The sequence below is a fragment of the uncultured Phyllobacterium sp. genome (genome assembly GCF_902479695.1).
Taxonomy (GTDB): Bacteria; Pseudomonadota; Alphaproteobacteria; order Rhizobiales; family Rhizobiaceae; genus Phyllobacterium; species Phyllobacterium calauticae.
This window is the reverse complement of sequence record NZ_CABSQF010000023.1, coordinates 27279-45695: the sequence shown is the minus strand read 5'-3', so window position 1 is coordinate 45695 and position 18417 is coordinate 27279. Positions and strand designations below refer to the sequence as shown.

Annotated in this window: 18 protein-coding genes; 9 read left to right on the top strand and 9 right to left on the bottom strand. The window is 60.6% G+C overall.

The features are described 5' to 3' along the window. Positions 1–6: 6 nt before the first annotated feature. A complete protein-coding gene (locus RDL77_RS15035) occupies positions 7–984 on the bottom strand; it encodes an extensin family protein (protein WP_223612611.1) in 978 nt (325 codons plus the stop codon). A gap of 120 nt (positions 985–1104) precedes the next feature. Then, positions 1105–1992 (bottom strand): DMT family transporter, encoded by an 888-nt coding sequence (locus RDL77_RS15030; RefSeq protein WP_288193576.1) that lies wholly within the window; start codon positions 1990–1992, stop codon positions 1105–1107. Between the two features lie 288 nt (positions 1993–2280). Between RDL77_RS15030 and greA the strand changes: the two genes are divergently transcribed. The 3 genes from greA to RDL77_RS15015 are packed head-to-tail and all read left to right on the top strand — an operon-like array spanning position 2281 to position 4551. Then, the gene (gene greA / locus RDL77_RS15025; RefSeq protein WP_112526015.1) at positions 2281–2754 is read left to right on the top strand and encodes a transcription elongation factor GreA; all 474 of its coding nucleotides are present in this window, start codon (positions 2281–2283) and stop codon (positions 2752–2754) included. Then, entirely contained in the window at positions 2726–3826 is a 1101-nt protein-coding gene (locus tag RDL77_RS15020) for a glycosyltransferase family 4 protein (RefSeq protein WP_288193575.1), read from the top strand. The genes greA and RDL77_RS15020 overlap by 29 nt, the downstream gene beginning before the upstream one ends. Then, positions 3823–4551: a glycosyltransferase family 25 protein gene (locus RDL77_RS15015; RefSeq protein WP_288193573.1), complete on the top strand. Its 729-nt coding sequence runs from the start codon at positions 3823–3825 to the stop codon at positions 4549–4551. The genes RDL77_RS15020 and RDL77_RS15015 overlap by 4 nt, the downstream gene beginning before the upstream one ends. Positions 4552–4553: 2 nt before the next feature. Here RDL77_RS15015 and RDL77_RS15010 read toward each other — a convergent pair whose 3' ends face one another. Then, positions 4554–5024: an Lrp/AsnC family transcriptional regulator gene (locus tag RDL77_RS15010; protein WP_223612615.1), complete on the bottom strand. Its 471-nt coding sequence runs from the start codon at positions 5022–5024 to the stop codon at positions 4554–4556. Positions 5025–5137: 113 nt separating this feature from the next. Next, on the bottom strand, positions 5138–6538 hold the full coding sequence (locus tag RDL77_RS15005; RefSeq protein WP_223612616.1) for a TrkH family potassium uptake protein: 1401 nt from the start codon (positions 6536–6538) through the stop codon (positions 5138–5140). A gap of 277 nt (positions 6539–6815) precedes the next feature. On the opposite strand from RDL77_RS15005, the gene trxB reads away from it, so the two are divergent. Together trxB and RDL77_RS14995 are read left to right on the top strand one after the other, a co-directional pair. Continuing rightward, the gene (gene trxB / locus RDL77_RS15000; RefSeq protein WP_288193571.1) at positions 6816–7790 is read left to right on the top strand and encodes a thioredoxin-disulfide reductase; all 975 of its coding nucleotides are present in this window, start codon (positions 6816–6818) and stop codon (positions 7788–7790) included. A gap of 60 nt (positions 7791–7850) precedes the next feature. Further along, positions 7851–8747 carry a LysR family transcriptional regulator gene (locus RDL77_RS14995; protein ID WP_105732078.1) on the top strand — a complete coding sequence of 299 codons (897 nt, stop codon included), beginning with the start codon at positions 7851–7853 and terminating at the stop codon, positions 8745–8747. Between the two features lie 338 nt (positions 8748–9085). On the opposite strand, the gene msrP is transcribed toward RDL77_RS14995, so the two are convergent. Both msrP and RDL77_RS14985 read right to left on the bottom strand, forming a co-directional pair. Next, positions 9086–10066 (bottom strand): protein-methionine-sulfoxide reductase catalytic subunit MsrP, encoded by a 981-nt coding sequence (gene msrP, locus RDL77_RS14990; protein WP_288193568.1) that lies wholly within the window; start codon positions 10064–10066, stop codon positions 9086–9088. A 140-nt stretch (positions 10067–10206) separates the two neighbouring features. After that, the gene (locus tag RDL77_RS14985; RefSeq protein ID WP_288193566.1) at positions 10207–11409 is read right to left on the bottom strand and encodes a pyridoxal phosphate-dependent aminotransferase; all 1203 of its coding nucleotides are present in this window, start codon (positions 11407–11409) and stop codon (positions 10207–10209) included. A gap of 237 nt (positions 11410–11646) precedes the next feature. Here RDL77_RS14985 and RDL77_RS14980 point away from each other — a divergent pair, with 237 nt between their 5' ends. Further along, a complete protein-coding gene (locus RDL77_RS14980) occupies positions 11647–12273 on the top strand; it encodes a glutathione S-transferase family protein (RefSeq protein WP_288193565.1) in 627 nt (208 codons plus the stop codon). Here the strand turns inward: RDL77_RS14980 and RDL77_RS14975 are convergent. After that, the gene (locus RDL77_RS14975; RefSeq protein ID WP_288193564.1) at positions 12262–13188 is read right to left on the bottom strand and encodes a LysR family transcriptional regulator; all 927 of its coding nucleotides are present in this window, start codon (positions 13186–13188) and stop codon (positions 12262–12264) included. The genes RDL77_RS14980 and RDL77_RS14975 overlap by 12 nt on opposite strands. A 123-nt stretch (positions 13189–13311) precedes the next feature. Here RDL77_RS14975 and RDL77_RS14970 point away from each other — a divergent pair, with 123 nt between their 5' ends. After that, positions 13312–14343 (top strand): NAD(P)-dependent alcohol dehydrogenase, encoded by a 1032-nt coding sequence (locus tag RDL77_RS14970; RefSeq protein ID WP_288193563.1) that lies wholly within the window; start codon positions 13312–13314, stop codon positions 14341–14343. Between the two features lie 242 nt (positions 14344–14585). Here RDL77_RS14970 and RDL77_RS14965 read toward each other — a convergent pair whose 3' ends face one another. Beyond that, positions 14586–14741 (bottom strand): hypothetical protein, encoded by a 156-nt coding sequence (locus tag RDL77_RS14965; protein ID WP_288193562.1) that lies wholly within the window; start codon positions 14739–14741, stop codon positions 14586–14588. A 12-nt stretch (positions 14742–14753) separates the two neighbouring features. Between RDL77_RS14965 and RDL77_RS14960 the strand changes: the two genes are divergently transcribed. Beyond that, the gene (locus tag RDL77_RS14960) at positions 14754–15977 is read left to right on the top strand and encodes an amidohydrolase (protein ID WP_288193560.1); all 1224 of its coding nucleotides are present in this window, start codon (positions 14754–14756) and stop codon (positions 15975–15977) included. 89 nt (positions 15978–16066) lie between these two features. On the opposite strand, the gene RDL77_RS14955 is transcribed toward RDL77_RS14960, so the two are convergent. Further along, positions 16067–16279: a cold-shock protein gene (locus RDL77_RS14955; protein WP_027233379.1), complete on the bottom strand. Its 213-nt coding sequence runs from the start codon at positions 16277–16279 to the stop codon at positions 16067–16069. A 333-nt stretch (positions 16280–16612) separates the two neighbouring features. On the opposite strand from RDL77_RS14955, the gene RDL77_RS14950 reads away from it, so the two are divergent. Then, the gene (locus tag RDL77_RS14950; protein ID WP_288193556.1) at positions 16613–18397 is read left to right on the top strand and encodes an ABC transporter ATP-binding protein/permease; all 1785 of its coding nucleotides are present in this window, start codon (positions 16613–16615) and stop codon (positions 18395–18397) included. The last annotated feature ends 20 nt before the right edge of the window (positions 18398–18417 follow it).

The window sequence follows — 18417 nt, the reverse complement described above, 5'->3', positions numbered from 1 at the left end:
GGCGCGTTAGCGGCAGGCGCGATGGCCGTTGCGCCGCTGCATCAGGTCGAAGTGGAAATGGTCGCGGTGGAAAATATCGTAACCGGGGCCGAGCACCGTGGTGAAGTAGTCGCAGGCATCGGAGCGGACATTGTTGAGCAGGCCGCGCTGCCGGAAAGCGAAGAACCCCGGCTTCTGCACCTTGATATCGGTGCCGTTGTTCAGGGTGATCTTGGCGATATCCAGCGCATTGCCCTTGGAATGCTCTGACATGTTGGCGCCCGGCCGGTTGCTCATGGTGCGGCAGGAATAGCTCGAGGCCTGATGAATGGTGTTGACGCCGGAGAGATAGCGCAGCCGCGTCGACGGCTGCAGGTCGCCCTTGACCCAGCGGGCAAAGGCCAGGGTCATCTGGCAGTTCAGCGTGGCACTCGGCTTCAGCCGGATCTGGCCGCTGGCGAAGCCGCTGACCGTCAGCGGGTTGTCGATACGGCACACGCCGCCATCATTGATCGGCGCGTGCTCCTGGAAGACGACGCCAAGCTGCTTGAGCTGGGTCCGGCAGGCGATTTCGCCCGCCGGCACGGCATAGCGGCTCTCGTTGCGCGCCATGGGATCGCGCAGATTGCCACCGGCGTAGCCGTAATTCTGTTCGCGGCTGGTCAGCGCGTGGTTTTCTTCCGTCATCACGGGTTGCGCCGCCGCCAGGTTCTGTTCCTGCGCCACCGGCTGGTCCGCTTCATTGTTGGCAATGCGGTTTTCTTCGCCTGCCAGGGAATTGTCAGCCATTGAATTGTCGGGGGCAGCGGTGTCGGGCGTCATGTCCGCGGCGGGAGCCACCGCTATATAGTCGCCTGATTCCGCAGGGCTTGCGCCATGGCCGACATTGGCCTGCGGGCGACGCACATCGCCCATGCCGCAGGCGCTGAGCGCGGTTGCCGTGCACAGGACAAAGACGGTCGTAAGGCGCCGCAAGGGCACGGCGGACGACAACGCAAAACTCATGTCACCACATCCTTTTCGCCTGAAACCAAGCGCAGACGCGGATAAAATAAGACCAAAGTGTAAAGGAAAGGTCAGCGGCGGCGGTAATGCCTGTGTCGGCAACAAGGCAGGGATTGCACCCTAGGCGGCATCCGTCCGGTTGCGCAGGGCCGGGACGATTTCAACCGTGATCATGGCGATGAAGATCAGCGCACAGCCGATCATGCCGTGGACCGTCATGCGCTCGCCGAGGAGGATGGCGCCGAAGAGCGCCGCGAACAGCGCTTCGGAGGAAAGCATGATGGCCGCCTGCGGCGCGCTGGTATAGCGCTGGCCGACCGCCTGCAGGGTGAAGGCAATGCCGCAGGAGAACACGCCGCCGAAGAGGATCGCCGGCCAGGACAGCATGACCGATGGCCAGTTGAACGGTTCCATGAACGCCGCAAGGGTAAAGCCGAACACGGCGCAGGTCAGGAACTGCACGAAGGAAAGCATGAACGGCCGGCCGTTTTCATGCGCGAGACGGTTGATGAAGATGATCTGCAGCGCCCAGAAGACGGCGCACAGGATGGTCAGCCAGTCACCGGTCGTCAGATTGTTGAGCTGTCCGCCCGACAGGAGATAGATGCCGCCCAGCGCCGTCAGCGCACAGGGCCAGACAATCGGGCTCGGCCAGCTCCAGAACAGCATGACGCCGAGGATCGGCACCATCACCACATAGAGGCCGGTGAGAAAGCCGGAATTGGTGACCATTGTCGTGGCAAGGCCCATCTGCTGCAGAACCGAGCCGATGGACAGGAACAGGCCGATGAAGATGAAGCTGCCGTAATCCCGGCGGGTGAGGCGGTGTTTCGCCAGCCGGGCTTCGCGCCATGCCAGCGGCGCAACGGTCAGGCTTGCCAGGGCAAAGCGCAGTCCGATGAACAGAAAGGCGCCGACATTGCCGACGGCACTCGCCTGCGCAACAAAACCGAGGCCCCAGATGGCGCCTGCGACAAGCAGCAACAGATTGGCACGGCCTTGCGTCATGATGAATCCACAGAATATCCGCGGTCATCCCTTGCCCGCAGCCTGCTCTATCGATTGCCGTGATGGACTGCAAGAGCCCCGAAGGCAGCATTGCTCCCCGGCGGCACAGGGAAAACCGGCCGATCCGCGACATTTTCTACTTTCTTCGTGAAATCGCCGGAAAGAGTGCTATATTAAACGACGAATGACTGAACGGTTCCGAAGTCTTGAGCTTCGGTGACCGTTTTCTTTTTGTGTCGCGCGGCCCTGGCGGGGCGCATTTGACACTTGACTGCGAAAGGAGAGGGCATGGAAAAGGTCCCGATGACTCAAGGCGGATTTGACAAGCTCAAGGAAGAATTGCGCTGGCGCCAGCAGGAAGAGCGGCCCCGCATCATCCTGGCAATTTCGGAAGCGCGCGCCCATGGCGACCTCTCGGAAAATGCCGAGTATCATGCCGCCAAGGAAGCCCAGAGCCACAATGAAGGCCGCGTCAGCGAGCTCGAAGGCTATATCGGGCATGCCGAAATCATCGATATCTCGAAATTGTCCGGCGACAAGATCAAGTTTGGCGCCACCGTCCAGCTGATCGACGAAGATACGGAAGACAAGAAGATCTACCAGATCGTCGGCGATCAGGAAGCTGATCCGAAAGCCGGCCGCATTTCCATTTCCTCACCCATCGCCCGTGCCCTGATCGGCAAGAGCGAAGGCGACACGATCGAGGTCAATGCACCGGGCGGCGCCCGTTCGTATGAAATCGTCGGGTTCAAGTTCGCCTGATATCGTGCCGGAACCGGTAAGCAACGTCGAGGTGATCGCTCCGAATTTCAAGCGCAAGCTTTCCGGGGTCACCTCGACTATCGTGCAGCTCATTCCGCTGCAGCGGGCCAACGGCCTCAAAATCGTGGCCATGGGACCGGGTCTTCCCGACACCCTGCCGAAAATCGGGTGGCGTTCGCTGCCCGGTTTCTGGTTCAGGCCAAAGACCAGACCCTTCCGAATCTGGCATGCCCGCCGCAACAACGAGATGCTTGCGGGCGTTCTGATGCGCCATGTCCTGCGCATGAAGCTGTCGCTGCTCTTTACCTCGGCAGCGCAGCGCGACCACAAGCCCTTCACCAAATGGCTGATCCGGCGGATGAACGCTGTGATTGCCACCAGCGCCAAATCCGGCAGCTATCTGCAGGTGCCGCACACCGTGATCATGCACGGCGTGGATACGGACACCTTCCATCCGCCGGCAACGCCCGAGGATGCCTTTGCCGCCTCCGGCCTGCCGGGCACATATCTTGTCGGCTGTTCCGGGCGTATCCGCCATTCGAAGGGCACGGATCTTTTTGTCGATGCCATGATCAATCTCCTGCCGCGCTATCCCGCGTGGACGGCCGTCATGACGGGCCGGACAACCGCCGAGCACAAGGGGTTCGAGCAGGCACTGCGCGAGAAGATTGCCACGGCGGGATTGCAGGATCGCCTGCTCTTTCTGGGCGAAGTGCCTGACGTGAAACTCTGGTACCGCCGCATGACCCTTTATGTCGCGCCGTCGCGCAATGAAGGTTTCGGCCTGACGCCGCTGGAAGCCATGGCCTCGCAAACCGCCGTTGTGACCAGCGATGCCGGCGCCTATGCGGAGATGGTGGAGCGTGCCACGGGCACCGTTGTTCCGGCGGGTGACCGGCCGGCACTGGAAGAGGCCATCGAACGCTATCTCGCCGATCCGGCAAAATGCGAGGAAGCCGGAAAGGCCGGGCTCGAACATGTGCGGGAAAATTTCCCGCTGCAGAACGAAGCGGAGAAAATCCTCACCGTCTACGAGCGCCTCTTCGCGGGCAGCATCCGGGCTGGATCATGAAGGTTGCCGCGTTCATCATTCACCTCAAGCGTGCTGAAAAACGCGGCGCGCATGTCAGGGCATTGATGCAGCGGCTGCCGGTTGCAGCGGAGATTATCGACGCCGTCGACGCGCAGCAGCTCAGCGAGGGTGAAATCACAGCGGTCTACAGCCGGAAATCCCGGCATTTCCCGCCTTATCCCTTCCCGTTGCGCACCACCGAGATCGCCTGCTTTCTCTCGCATCGCAAGGCGTGGCAGGCGATTGTCGACGGCAATCTCGATGCGGGCCTGGTCATCGAGGACGATGTCGATATCGATCCGGGCTTTGCCGATCAGCTGACGCTGGCGATGGAGACGGTGCGGCCCGGCGATTACATCCGCTTTCCGCGCTGGACGCGGGGCGAAAAGGGCGGCGATATTGCCCGCCAGGGTGGTAACGCCGTCATGCAGCCCGCATTGCCCGGCCTCGGCATGCAGATGCAGCTGATCGGTCGCGATGCCGCGATTGCGCTGCTTGCAGCAACGAAGCGGTTCGACCGGCCGGTGGACACCACGCTGCAGATGCGCTGGCTGCACCCGGTGCGCATGCTGTCCGCCCGGCCCATCACCATTCGCGAGATCGATTTCAATCTGGGTGGCACGGTCGTCCAGGGCAAAAAGACTCTGTCGGACAAGCTGAAGCGCGAAGTGCTCCGGCCGTACTACCGTGTCTTGCTGTTCTTCTATTCGAAAATTCGCCGATAGAGTCAGAGCACCATCAATGGTTCGTTCTTGACCGCGCGGATCGTCAGCGAGGTGCGGACGGAATCGACATTCGGCGTCGATGTCAGGTCTTCGATGACGAAATTCTGGAAAATGCTGATGTCGCTCGCCACGCAATGCAGGAGGAAGTCGGATTCGCCCGACACCATCCATGCGCGGCGCACGATGGTCCAGCTGTTGGTCTTTTCGGCAAAGCTCTTCAGGTCGGCGTCCGATTGTCGATGCAGCCTGATCATGCAGAAGGCGACGATATCCTGGCCGAGGATCGAACCGTTCAGGATGGCCCGGTAGCCCTGGATGATGCCGCCTTCCTCCAGCTTGCGCACCCGGCGCAGGCAGGGCGGTGCCGATATGCCGACACGTTCGGCAAGCTCCACATTGGTGATGCGGCCATTGTCCTGAAGCTGTTTCAGGATTTTCCAGTCGATCTCGTCCAAGTCCGCCTTCAAAGGCATGGTCTGATTATATCCCTGTCAAAAAGGCGCTTACAGCGAGCACCATAGGCGATTCCTGCCGCTGTGTAATGCATTCGCATCCGGTTACAAACAGGTTCATAGCAGGAAAGCCTCTACCGGCTCCAGAAGCTGCGTGTAAACAGAATGACGACCGTGATGATTTCCAGCCGGCCCGCCAGCATGAGATAGCTCAGGAGCAGAAGCGAGGGGTCGCTGAGCGTCGAAAAGTTGCCGACCGGCCCGATCGTATCGCCGAAACCCGGCCCGACATTGGAAAGCGCCGTCAGTGCCCCGGTGATCGACGTGCCGAGATCGTTGCCGAGGATCGTCAGCGCCGTGGCTCCAACGATCAGTGAGGACATGTAGAGAAAGATGAAAAGCAGCGCGGATTGCGCCACCTGCGGGCTGATTTCCGCCCGGCCATAGCGCATTTTAATAACGGCGTTCGGCCTGATCAGCCGCGTCAGGCTGGCGGATGCCAGTTGCCAGAGAATGATCAGGCGATTGAGCTTGATGCCGCCCGAGGTGGAACCGGCGCAGCCGCCGATGAACGTCACGATGAAGAAAATGCCGAGGGCTTCCGGCCCCCAGCGCGTATAGTCTTCGGTTGCAAAACCTGTGGTTGAGATAATCGATACGAGATTGAACGCGGCGGCAATCAGGGCATCGCCAAACCCGATGCCGGTTTCCAGCGTGAGCCCCACCGCCAGGAAAAAGCTGAGGCCGACGACGATAACGAGGAACAATGTCACCTGCGGGTCGGCGAGCGAGGTCAGGCGCTGCGGCATGACGGCCTTGATGTAGAGCACGAAGGGCAGGGCGCCGAGCACCATGAAGATGGTGGCGATGACGAGAATGGCCCGGTTGTGGGCATAGAAGCCCAGGGATGAATCATGCGTGGAAAAGCCGGCGGTGGCGACGGTCGTCATGCCGTGATTGACCGCATCGAACATGCCCATGCCGGCGGCGAAGTAAGACAGGGTGCACAGCACCGTCAGGCTGACATAGGCGATGATGATGCCGGTGGCGATCTGGTGGATGCGCGGCAGGATTTTCTCCGACTTGTCCGAGGATTCCATGTGCAGGAGCTGGATGCCGCCCACGCGCAGCGACGGCAGCAGCAACAGGCCGAGGCCGACGAAACCGAAACCGCCGAACCAGCACAGGAGCGAGCGCCAGAGCAGGATGCCGCGCGGCATGGCATCGAGCCCTGTCAGCACGGTGGCGCCCGTCGATGTGATGCCGGACATGGATTCGAACAGCGCCTTGGCGAAACTGATCGGCAGCGTCGAGAAATAGAGGGGCAGGGACCCGAGCAGCGCCGCCGTGAGCCAGACGGAAACGATCAGGAGAAAGCCGAGGCGCGGGGTAAACCGGATATCGGGATTGTGGGTTGCAAGGGCGACAAGCCCGCAGAGCACACCGGTGAAAATCGCCGATTCCACGAAGGTGATCCAGTCCCGGTTGCCAATATGCAGATCAACAGCGGCGGGAATCAGCATGGCTGCCGCCATGACCAGGCCAAATCGCGCGCAAATATTGATGATGGTGCGAAAAATGAGCGGACCTCAGAACGGGAAGAGAGACATGGGAATGTTTCATAACCGGTTCCGTCAGGCGCCACAATGCGCGCCAAACGGCAAAACACCGCGTACAAGCTGTGGCTAACCGGCCTATATCACGCGCAGACCTTGCAACGGAGGGGGCTGACCCACTACCTTATGGCATTGGAAATGATCATAAGTCTGCTCCCAACCCGTTCTGGCTGAACATCTGTTTATAGGTCTTGATATGTCACAGCGCCACGTGCCCGTCCTCATTATCGGTTCCGGTCCTGCCGGCTATACCGCAGCCATCTATGCGGCCCGCGCCAACCTGAAACCTGTGATCGTTGCCGGTCTGCAGCAGGGCGGCCAGCTGATGATCACCACGGATGTCGAGAACTATCCGGGCTATGCCGATCCGGTGCAGGGGCCATGGATGATGGACCAGATGCGCATTCAGGCCGAACATGTCGGCGCCGAGATCATTCACGATATCATCACGGAAGTGGACATTTCCGTCCGGCCGTTCCGCCTCGTCGGTGATGGCGGCACGCAGTACACCTGCGATGCGCTGATCATCGCGACGGGTGCGCAGGCGAAATGGCTTGGAATCCCGACCGAACAGGCCTTCATGGGCTTCGGCGTTTCCGCCTGTGCCACATGCGACGGTTTCTTCTACCGCAACAAGGATGTCGTCGTTGTCGGCGGCGGCAATACGGCCGTCGAGGAAGCGCTTTATCTTGCCAATCTGGCAAAGTCCGTCACGGTCGTGCATCGCCGCGATCATTTCCGTGCGGAAAAAATTCTGCAGGACCGCCTGTTTGCCCGCGAAAATGTCAAAGTCGTCTGGGACAACGTTATCGACGAAATCACGGGTTCGGAGGCAAAGCCGCCTATGGCAGCATCGGTTTCCGGCGTGCGCCTGAAGAATATCAAGACAGGCGAGACGACGGACCTTGCAACGCATGGTGTTTTTGTCGCCATCGGGCATGCGCCGGCAGTTGAACTGTTCAAGGGGAAACTCAAGCATAAGCCGAATGGCTATCTGTGGACCGCTGCGGATTCGACGGCGACCGATGTTCCCGGTGTTTTCGCCGCCGGCGATGTCACCGACGATATCTATCGTCAGGCCGTGACAGCGGCCGGAATGGGCTGCATGGCGGCCCTTGAGGCCGAACGCTGGCTGGCGGCACAGGAACCGGTGCGCCAGGCTGCCGAATAACGGCGTTTGAGATAAGGCCGGTTGCGATATGCGGAACCGGAACGGGGGAGAGACTGCGCCATGTCGCTTGACTGGGACAAATTGCGAATATTCCATGCTGCGGCGGAGGCTGGGTCATTCACCCATGCCGCCGAGACGCTGCATCTGTCGCAATCGGCCATCTCCCGCCAGGTGAGCGCATTGGAGCAGGATGTCGGCGTTCCCCTGTTTCACCGGCATGCGCGCGGCCTTATCCTGACCGAGCAGGGCGAGGTGCTGTACCGCACGGCGCATGAAGTGCTGATGAAGCTGGAAAACGTCCGCTCGCGCCTCACCGAAAGCAAGGACCGCCCGTCGGGCAAGCTGCGCGTCACCACCACCGTCGGTCTCGGTTCCGGCTGGCTGATCGAGCGCGTGCAGGAATTCATCGAACTCTATCCGGAAGTGCAGCTGCAGCTGCTGCTCGACAACGAGGAGCTGGATCTGACGATGCGCCACGCGGATTGTGCGATCCGCCTGCGCCAGCCGCAGCAGCCAGATCTGATCCAGCGGCGGCTGTTCACGGTGCATATGCACGTCTACGCCTCGCCGGGCTACATCGCCAAATATGGCAAGATCGAAAACATCGATGAGATCGATTCCCATCGCATCGTCAGCTTTGGCGAGCCGGCACCGTCTTACCTCACCAACCTCAACTGGCTGGAAGGGATCGGCCGGTCCGACGGCAATCTGCGGCCAGCCGTTCTGCAGATCAATAACCTCCTGTCGATCAAGCGCGCCATCCAGAAGGGTGTCGGCCTCGGCGTGCTTCCCGATTACATGGTCGAGAAAGATTCGACCCTCGTGCGCCTGCTGCCGGAGATGGAGCTGCCATCCTTCGATACGTTCTTCTGTTATCCCGAGGGAATCAAGAACGCGGCGAAATTGCACGTGTTTCGGGATTTCCTTTTCTCGAAGGCGCGTACCTGGTCCTATTGATCGGTTGTTTTCGCATTTTTGCGAAAAAATTTTCTTTCGTAAGCGGGCCGGTTCGGAGCATGATCTTGCCGGATTGCACCGCAAACACGCGCTCTCATTTCAAAAATGCCGATAAATTGTCGGTATGCATTTGGTGCATGGGTGCATTGCACAATTGGGGGATTGCAAGAAACGGTTAAAGGGCCCATATCCACATCACTAGCCGATGCGTCTCCTCCTCCCATTGCGCATCCGCTAGTGTTCCCCTCTGGAGGTTTTGCCAGAAATGGCATCCTTCAAAACTTAAGGCCGGGCAATTGTCCGGCCTCTTTTCTTTTCTGGGGTATGTTTCCAAAAAATCAGCGATAGAGCGTTTCGTTTTCGAGCCCCGTGTAGAGGGACGCGACCTGATCGCCATAGCCATTGAACAACAGTGTCGGCACGGTTTCACCCGTGTGCAGCACGCGCTCCTGCGCCTGGCTCCAGCGCGGATGTGCCACCGCCGGATTGACGTTGGCCCAGAAACCGTACTCGTTCGACGCCAGTTCTTCCCAGAAGCTCACCGGCCGCTTGTCGGTGAAGGTGATCCTGCGGATCGACTTGATCGATTTGAACCCGTATTTCCACGGGAGGGCGAGGCGGATCGGCGCGCCGAACTGGTTGAGCAGCGGCTTGCCATAGGCGCCCGTCACCAGGAAGGCGAGCTCATTGGCCGCTTCCGCCATGGTGACGCCCTCCACATAGGGCCATGTATAGAGAAAGCCGTTCTGGCCGCTGGCCATGGACGGATCGTTGAAGGTTTCAAACCGGATATATTTGGCCGAGGCGAGCGGCTTTGCCATCTCAACCAGTTTGGCCAGCGAAAAGCCGGTCCATGGAATGGTCATCGACCATGCCTCGACGCAGCGGTGCCGGTAGAGACGCTCTTCAAGCGGGATTTTCGCTTCAAGATCGGCGAATTCGATGGTGAAAGGTTTTTCCACCATGCCATCGATGTCGATCGCCCAGGGATTGGTGATGAGGCTCTGCGCTTCCGCATAAATGCCCTTGTCCGATCCGAATTCGTAGAAATTGTTGTATGTCGCGTTGATCTCTTCCGGGGTCAGGCTGCGGTCGAGCGTATAGGCGTCATTGCGCTTGGCGGGATACAGCGCCGGATTGCCGGCGGGTTTATGCTCCGCCGCTGCGCGCGCTGCCTTTGGCAGTGCCGTGAGCGCAGCGGTTGCCAGCGCACCAAGGCCCCAGGCCTGCAGGATCGACCGCCGGTTGAGGAATGCCGCTTCCGGGGTTGCCAGGGCTTCGGCTATCGCCCAGGCGGGCTTGCGGTGAATGGCGGCCATAACTGTTCTTTCATCTCTGCGGCGTTGCGGTGGAAATATGCCATTTCCGTGCAAGAACGATCAACACAAAGCCGTGAAGCCTTTGCCGCAAAGAAAAAGGGGCCGATGGGCCCCTTTTTGTCTTCAATCCGGTTGTGCGGTCAGCGCAGGCTGGCGCAGAAGCGCTGGATGCGCTTGCCGGCTTCCTCGAGCTTGGCATCCGACGTCGCATAGGAAATGCGCAGGTTCGGTCCAAGGCCGAACGCCGAGCCATGCACGGCGGCAACGGCTTCGCTCGACAGCAGTTCGCTGACGAAATCCTCGTCGGTTTCGATCACCTTGCCCGACGGTGCTGTCTTGCCGATGGCGGCTGCGCAGGACGGGTAGACGTAGAAGGCGCCTTCCGGCTTGGGGCACTGCAGCAGCGGTGCCTGGTTCAGCATGGAAACGATGAGATCGCGGCGGCCTTCGAACGCCTTCTTGAACACCGGCAGGTGTTCCTGCGTTCCATCCAGTGCCTCGACGGCGGCCCACTGCGAAATGGCACTGGTGCCGGATGTCTGCTGGCCCTGCACCATGTCCATGGCGTTGATCAGCGCCTGCGGTCCGGCGGCGTAGCCGATGCGCCAGCCGGTCATGGCATAGGCTTTCGACACGCCGTTCATGGTCAGCGTACGGTCATAAAGGCTCGGCTCGACCTGTGCCGGGGTGACGAACTTGAAGTCGCCATAGGTCAGGTGCTCGTACATGTCGTCGGTGAGAACCCAGACATGCGGATGACGGACGAGAACGTCGGTGATCTTCTTCAGCTCATCCCAGCTGTAGGCGGCACCCGAAGGATTGGACGGCGAATTGAGAATGACCCACTTGGTCTTCGGTGTGATGGCGCGTTCCAGATCTTCCGGCTGCAGCTTGAATTCATGCTGCTGCGTGGCCGAGACGATAACCGGGGTGCCCCCGCACAGCGCCACCATTTCCGGGTAACTCACCCAGTACGGCGCAACGCAGATGACTTCGTCGCCGGGGTTCAGCGTGGCGAGCAGCGCGTTGTAGATGACGTGCTTGCCGCCCGTGGAAACGATGGTCTGGCTCGGCTTGTATTCGAGCTCATTCTCACGCTTGAACTTGCGGGTGATCGCCTCGCGCAGCGGCACGATGCCGGAAACCGGGGTATATTTGGTTTCGCCGCGGCGGATGGCGGCAATGGCGGCTTCCTTGATGTTATCGGGCGTATCAAAATCCGGTTCGCCAACGGAGAGCGAGATCACATCCCGGCCCTCGGCTTTCAGATCGCGTGCTTTCTGGGTAATCGCAATCGTTGCGGAAACCTTCACACGGGAAAGGGCGTCGGCGAGGAATGCCATGGTATCGTTCTCCTGAAGCGGGTGTTTGACAAGGGGTAGCCGGTGTGCGGGTCTGCTATGTCGCAACAGGCGCGGAATCGCAAGCAAAAGCGTGTGCAAAAGGCTTCACATCGCGCTGTTTCTATGCAGGGTGTGACATGAAACATTCAAAGCATCACCGCCGTTCATGCGATGTTTCACGCAAACCGATGAGACCGGACACCAGCGGCGATATTCGCCCGCCACAGGAGACCAGCCATGCCGATACTTTACTCACAGCTCAGCTCCGGAAATTGCTACAAGCCGCGCCTGCTGATGGCGAAGCTCGGCCTGCCGTTCGAGCATGTGGCCATTTCATCGACGGACGGATCGACGCGAAAACCGGAATTCACCGCCAAGAACCCCAATGGCAAGGTGCCGCTGCTGGAGCTGGACGATGGCCGGTTCCTGGCGGAGTCCAATGCCATCCTGCTCTATCTGGCCGAGGGAACCCGGTTCATCCCCGATGATGCCTATGCGCGCGGCCTGATGTATCAATGGCTGTTCTTCGAGCAATATACGCACGAGCCCAATATCGCGGTGCGCCGCGCCCTGCTTGTCTATCCCGAGCGGGCGAAGGATGCGACGCCGGAACGGCTGGCGGCAACGCTGGAAGGCGGCAACAAGGCGCTGCTCGTCATGGAACAGCAACTGCAGAAGACACCCTATTTCGCCGGTGACGCCATCAGCATCGCCGATATCGCGCTCTATGCCTATACCCACGAGGCCAACCAGGGCGGCTATGATCTCTCGGCCTATCCGTCCGTGGCGAAATGGCTGAGCCGGGTTGCCGGTGACGAGGGCCATGTGCCGATCACCTGGCTGCCGGAGGCGTCAGGCGGCTGATTTGATTTCGCCGCCTGTGCCGGTCATGCCGGGCAGGCGGGAGGCGAGGGCGTCGATGAGCACGCGCATGCGCGCCGGCATGAAGGGCGCCCGCGGCCAGACGGCATGGGTATCGAAAACCAGCGGGTCGACGTCGGGCAGAACCCGGACAAGACTGCCGCTGTGCACCCGTTCGCGAATGAGCCAGCAGGGCAGCCAGGCGAGCCCCATGCCAGCGACCGCCATATCGGCGGCGGTATCCAGATCATCGAGGATCAGCCGGGTGCGGGCCGGGGCCGCATAGGTACCGCCCTTGCCATCGGGGAAAAGCCAGGGCCGGGTGTTGCCGTCGCGGCCATAGACGACGGAGTCGTGCTCGGCGATATCCTCGATGGTGCGCGGGGTTCCGCGCGCGGCGAGATAGGACGGCGCTGCACAGATGGTCATGCGCTGGCGTGCGATGCGGCGGGCGGTGAGGACGGCGCTGTCGGGCAGGACCGCGTTGCGGACAACGAGGTCATAGCTCTCCTCGATCAGGTCCACCGGCCGGTCGGTGAAAGACACGTCGAAGCGCAACGCCGCGTATTGGCGGGAGAGGGCGGCGATGACGGGCGCCACGCAATAACGGCCGAATATCACGGGAACGCTGATGCGCAGGCGGCCAGCCGGTTGTTCCCTGTCGGAGGCCAAGGCACCTTCCGCCATGTCGAGTTCCGCCAGAATGCGCACGCAATGCGCGTAGAAGGCGTTGCCGTCGCTCGTCAGCGTGAACGCCCGCGTGGTGCGATGGCAGAGACGCACGCCAAGCCGTTCCTCCAGCCGGGCGACCGCCTTGCCGACGGCCGAGCGCGACAGGTGCAGTTTTTGCGCAGCGGCGGAAAATCCGCCGGCATCCACCACCGTGACAAACTCCTGAATACCTGCAAGCCGGTCCATTCTTCGCTCCATTGTAGAATAGAACGATACAATAATGGGTAGAATGGGCGCAACTGCATCGTGTCACGATCATATAAAACGCTGTTCTCACCCCGGCTGGCGGGGCCTGCAAGGACAGAGATGATGACGAAGACGATGAAACGCTGGACGCTGAATGGGGCCGGACGCGACAATCTCAAACTGGTCGAGGCCGAGGTGCCAATGCCGGGGCCCGGTGAAATCCTGGTCAAGGCCGCGGCGGCTTCCCTCAATTACCGCGACAAGCTGCTGGTCGATCTCGGTTTTGGATTGCCGGCGCCCCAGACGGAACCGCTCACGCCGCTGTCGGATCTGTCCGGCACGGTTGCGGCGGTCGGCGCCGGTGTGACGCGCTTTGCCGCGGGCGACCGCGTCATCTCGACTTTCCTGCCCGACTGGATCGATGGCAATGGTCCCGGCACGGCGCGCGATCCCAATGGCCGCACCCTTGGCGGGCCGATGCAGGGGGTTCTGGCCGAATATGTCGTGCTGCACGAGGACTGGGCGGTTCGGGCGCCGGATACGCTGACCGGTCTCCAGTCCAGCACGCTGCCCTGCGCCGGCCTCACCGCCTGGACCGCCCTGGTCGAACGCGGCAGGCTCAGGGCCGGGCAGACCGTCGTCGTCATCGGAACCGGCGGCGTGTCGATCTTCGGCATGCAGATTGCGCTGATGCATGGGGCAGAGGTTATCGTTGTCTCCGGCGACGACAAGAAACTCGCCTGGGCCAGGGAACTCGGTGCCCATCATGGGATCAACCGCCAGAAGGAGGATTGGGTCGAAGCCGTCTACCGGCTGACCGGCGATCACGGTGCCGACCACATCCTTGAGACGATCGGCGGCGCCCATCTCGACAAATCCCTGCGCGCGGCGGCGGTCGGCGGACGCATTTCGCTGATCGGGGTGATCGACGGTTTTGAGATATCCGGCGGCTTTGGCCCGTTTGCCCGCAAGCGCGTGGTCGTCGAGGGTATTCAGGTCGGGCACCGGCGGGCATTGGAGGATCTGGTTGCCGCGTTCGAACTGTCGGGTGCCACCCCCGTCATCGATGCCGTTTACACCATGGCGGATTTTACCGACGCGCTCGATCATCTGGACCGCGGACCGTTCGGCAAGGTGGTTGTCGAGATCGGCTGAGGACGCCGAGATTCACAATCGGCAGGCTCGATCCGAGCTTGCCGATTGTGTGCGGTGAATATCCTGAACGAACGGTTGCAGGGGCACGGTTTCATTCTGCCAATGACCAGGCTCCGTTCTTGACAGCGCCGCAGGTTGGGGTACCATCCTGTTTTATTGCATTTGAAACGAATTTTTATTGCCTCTCATTTTCAGCACGAAGGTTGATTGCCATGAAATTGTTCATGCCCGCAAAGTCTTCTTCACCCCAGCGATTTGTAGCCGAAGCCATTGATGACGTGCTTGAGCGCCGTCAGTTCCTCAAGACCCTCTGTGCCTGTTGCGGATTGTTCGCGCTGGGCGTCTCGCCACTTCACGCCGCATTGAACATTGAGCCCGCCCCGGCTCGAAAGATACATGGCGTCTTCGATATGCAGGCGCACGACATCGAAGAGCGGATGATTGCGTGGCGGCGCGATATCCATGAAAATCCGGAACTGGGCAACCAGGAGGTCCGCACCTCGGCGCTTGTGGCACAGCACCTCAAGGCGCTTGGCTATGACGTCCGGGAGAAGGTCGCCACCACCGGTATTGTTGCGGTTTTGAAAGGTGAGGCGGGGGCAGGTCCGGTCATTGCCCTGCGTGCCGATATGGACGCCCTGCCTGTCGAAGAAAAGACCGATGTGTCGTTTGCATCCAAGGCGCGGGCAATCTGGGATGGTGATGACGTGCCAGTCATGCATGCCTGCGGTCATGATTGCCACGTGGCCATCCTGATGGCCGCCGCTGAAATCCTCGTGCAGAACAAGGCGCATCTCAAGGGAACGGTAAAGCTTCTGTTCCAGCCTGCCGAGGAGAAACTGCCCAGGGGTGAGGTCGGCGGCGCTCGAAAGATGCTGGAAGAGGGCGCTTTCGCTGATCCGAAACCCGATGTCGTGTTTGGCCTGCATGTCGGCAGCAATCTTGCTACCGGAATGGTTGGTTATTGTTCCGGTCCTGTCACTGCAGGGTCCGATGCTTTTCGGCTGACGGTAAAAGGCAAGCAGACGCATGCCGGGGCTCCCTGGAATGGTGTTGATCCCATCGTCATCGCATCGGAAATCGTGTCGTCCATGCAGACGCTGGTCAGCCGTGAAACCGACGTCGTGCGCGAGCCGGCGGTTCTCAGCGTCGGCGTGTTCAAAGGCGGGACACGCTACAACATCATCCCTGCCAAGGTGGAACTGGCAGGCACGCTGCGCACCTCGGCCGAGCGGCAACGCCAACGTATGATGGAGCGCTTCACCGAACTGGCGACGCTGGTCGCCAAGGGAATGGGTGGTGAGGCAGAGGTTATCTGGGAGGCGAACGGCTATCCGCCTGTCATCAACAACCCGGAACTGACAACCAAAATGGCGCCGACGCTTGCCCGTGTTGCCGGGATAGACAACACGAAGCTGATCGAGCGCAGCATGGGCGGCGAAGACTTCTCCTATTTCGCGCAGGCCGTTCCCGGCTTTTTCTTCAGGGTCGGGATCACGGGCAAGGGGCGGGACCCGCGGGAAGCGCCGGCCAACCACTCCGATCTATTCCTGGTCGATGAAAGCGGCCTCATCGTCGGTTTGCGCGCCATGCTGCAACTGGTGGCTGATTACTCCGAAAGCGATATCGTCTGAGCCAGCCCGGAAATGCAAAAAGGCGGGATCAAAATCCCGCCTTTCCAAATTTGTATATTCGAAAACCTGTCGATTTTCGCGTGCGGCGATTAGCCGGCAACGCTGAGGTTGTCAGCGGACGACTTGCCCGAACGACGATCCTGTACGATTTCGTAGTTGACCTTCTGGCCGTCATTGAGGCCGCGCAGTCCTGCGCGCTCAACAGCGGAGATGTGTACGAATACGTCTGCACCGCCGGTGTCAGGCTGGATGAAACCATAGCCCTTAGTGCTGTTGAACCATTTCACTGTTCCCGTAGCCATGGGAAATTCCTTTCAGAGATATAAGACAGGCAACATACAGCTATGCTGCCCAGGGAATCGAACCTATGCAATGGAGTTCATCAGGAAGCGCAACGGGTTACGCAGGTCGCAAAGTCACTCGACCGATAAATCGATGCGGGATACATAAGACAGAATCGGAGCCGAAACAAGCGGGATTCAAATCGGCCGCATGGGCCCGTCACGCGCCCGCCCTTGACCGGGCGGAATTCAGCCTTACTTCCCTTGGGTAAATCCGGCGCTTTATCCGGTGCAATCCAACCAACAATGATAAAGTGGAGAGGCCGAATCACGGTCGTCCACGGGGGCTAGCTCATGGCGGAAGACAAACAGAGCAAGACGTCCGCCATCGCCGTTGCCGGCGAAGTACAGGCGGGCCTGCTTTCTCAGCTCCGCGTTATCTTGCATGTCTACTGGATATCACCCGTCCGCAACCGGCTTGTCCTGCTGCTGCTCAGCATGTTTGCCATCATCATCATCACCTCCGCCGGCCAGGTTCGTCTCGTGCAATGGAACGGGCGCTTTCTCGACGCGCTTTCCCATCGCGATTTCCCCGCGTTTCTCAACGAACTGCTGGTTTTTCTGGGCATTGCGATCTGCCTGTTGATTCTGGCCGTCGGGCAGACCTGGTTCAATCAGATGACCCGCATGAAACTGCGCGAAGGTCTGACCCGCGACCTCATCGGCGAGTGGCTGGTTCCCCGGCGGGCCTTCAAACTGTCGAATTCCGGGCCGATCGGCGTCAATCCCGATCAGCGTCTGCACGAGGATGCGCGCCATCTCGCCGAAATGTCGACCGACCTCGGTTTCGGCCTGTTGCAGGCCTCCATTTTGATGATGAGCTTCATCGGCGTGCTCTGGGGCCTGTCCAGCGGCTTCATCTTCAACGTCTACGGCCACAGTTTTTCCATTCCGGGCTACATGGTGTGGGCGGCCATCCTCTATGCGGGTTCCGCTTCGTCCATCAGCTGGTTTGTCGGGCGCAAGCTGATCAAGCTCAATGCGGATCGCTACCAGCGTGAATCCGACCTGCGCTTTTCGCTGATGCGCGTCAACGAGCATATCGATGCGATTGCCCTCTACCGGGGCGAACAGGATGAAAAGGTCCGGCTTGGCCTGGATGTCGATTCGCTGCTCGCCGCGATCCGCCAGCTGGTAACGGCCTGGACGCAGCTCGTATGGGTGACCTCCGGCTATGGCTGGTTCACGCAGGTCGCCCCCTATCTGGTGGCCGCGCCCGTGTATTTTGCCGGTAACCTGTCATTCGGCGGTCTGATCATCGCCGTCGGCGCTTTTAATCAGGTCCAGGCATCGCTCAAATGGTTCGTCGACAATTTCAGCGCCATTGCCGACTGGCGCGCCACGCTCTTGCGCGTGACGTCATTCCGGCAGGCGGTCCAGTCGATGGACACGCTGAACAGCGTCGAGCAGCGCATCAAGTTCTCCCAGTCGGAAAGCAACCAGCTTGTTTTCGATACGCTCAAGATCACGGCGCCGCTGGCAACCGTGCGCCTGAAGGAGAAAAAGGCGGTCGTCAATGCGGGCGAACGGGTGCTGATCACCAGCGAACCCGGCATCGACAGGACGTTGCTTTTCCGTGCGATTGCCGGTCTGTGGCCATGGGGTGCCGGCAATATTGCCCTGCCGAAAGACACGGCGATCCTCTATATGCCGCGCTCGCCCTATTTTCCGCCGGGCAGCCTGCGGGAGGTCATGTCCTATCCGCTTGGGAAGGGGGCCTTCCCCGACAGCGAGCTCATTTCAGCGCTGCATGAGCTGGGCCTTGACCGCCTCAAGACCATGCTCGACTTCCGCTCGCGCTGGGACCGCGAACTGAGCGACGACGAGCAGCAATCCCTGGCCTTTGCCCGCCTGATGCTGCACAAGCCGGACTGGGTGGTCATCGACGAGGCGCTGGATGCCATGGAAGCGGGCGCACATGACCGGGTGATGGCCGTGCTGCGCGACAAGCTGGCCAAGTCCACCGTGGTGCATATCGGGCGCGAGGACATGAGCAACCACGTCTTTTCCAAGGTGCTGCACTTTGTCAGCGATCCCAGTGGCCACGGCATGGAAGCGGAAGGGCTGAGCGGCGTCTAGGCGCCTTGCCGCTGCGCCAT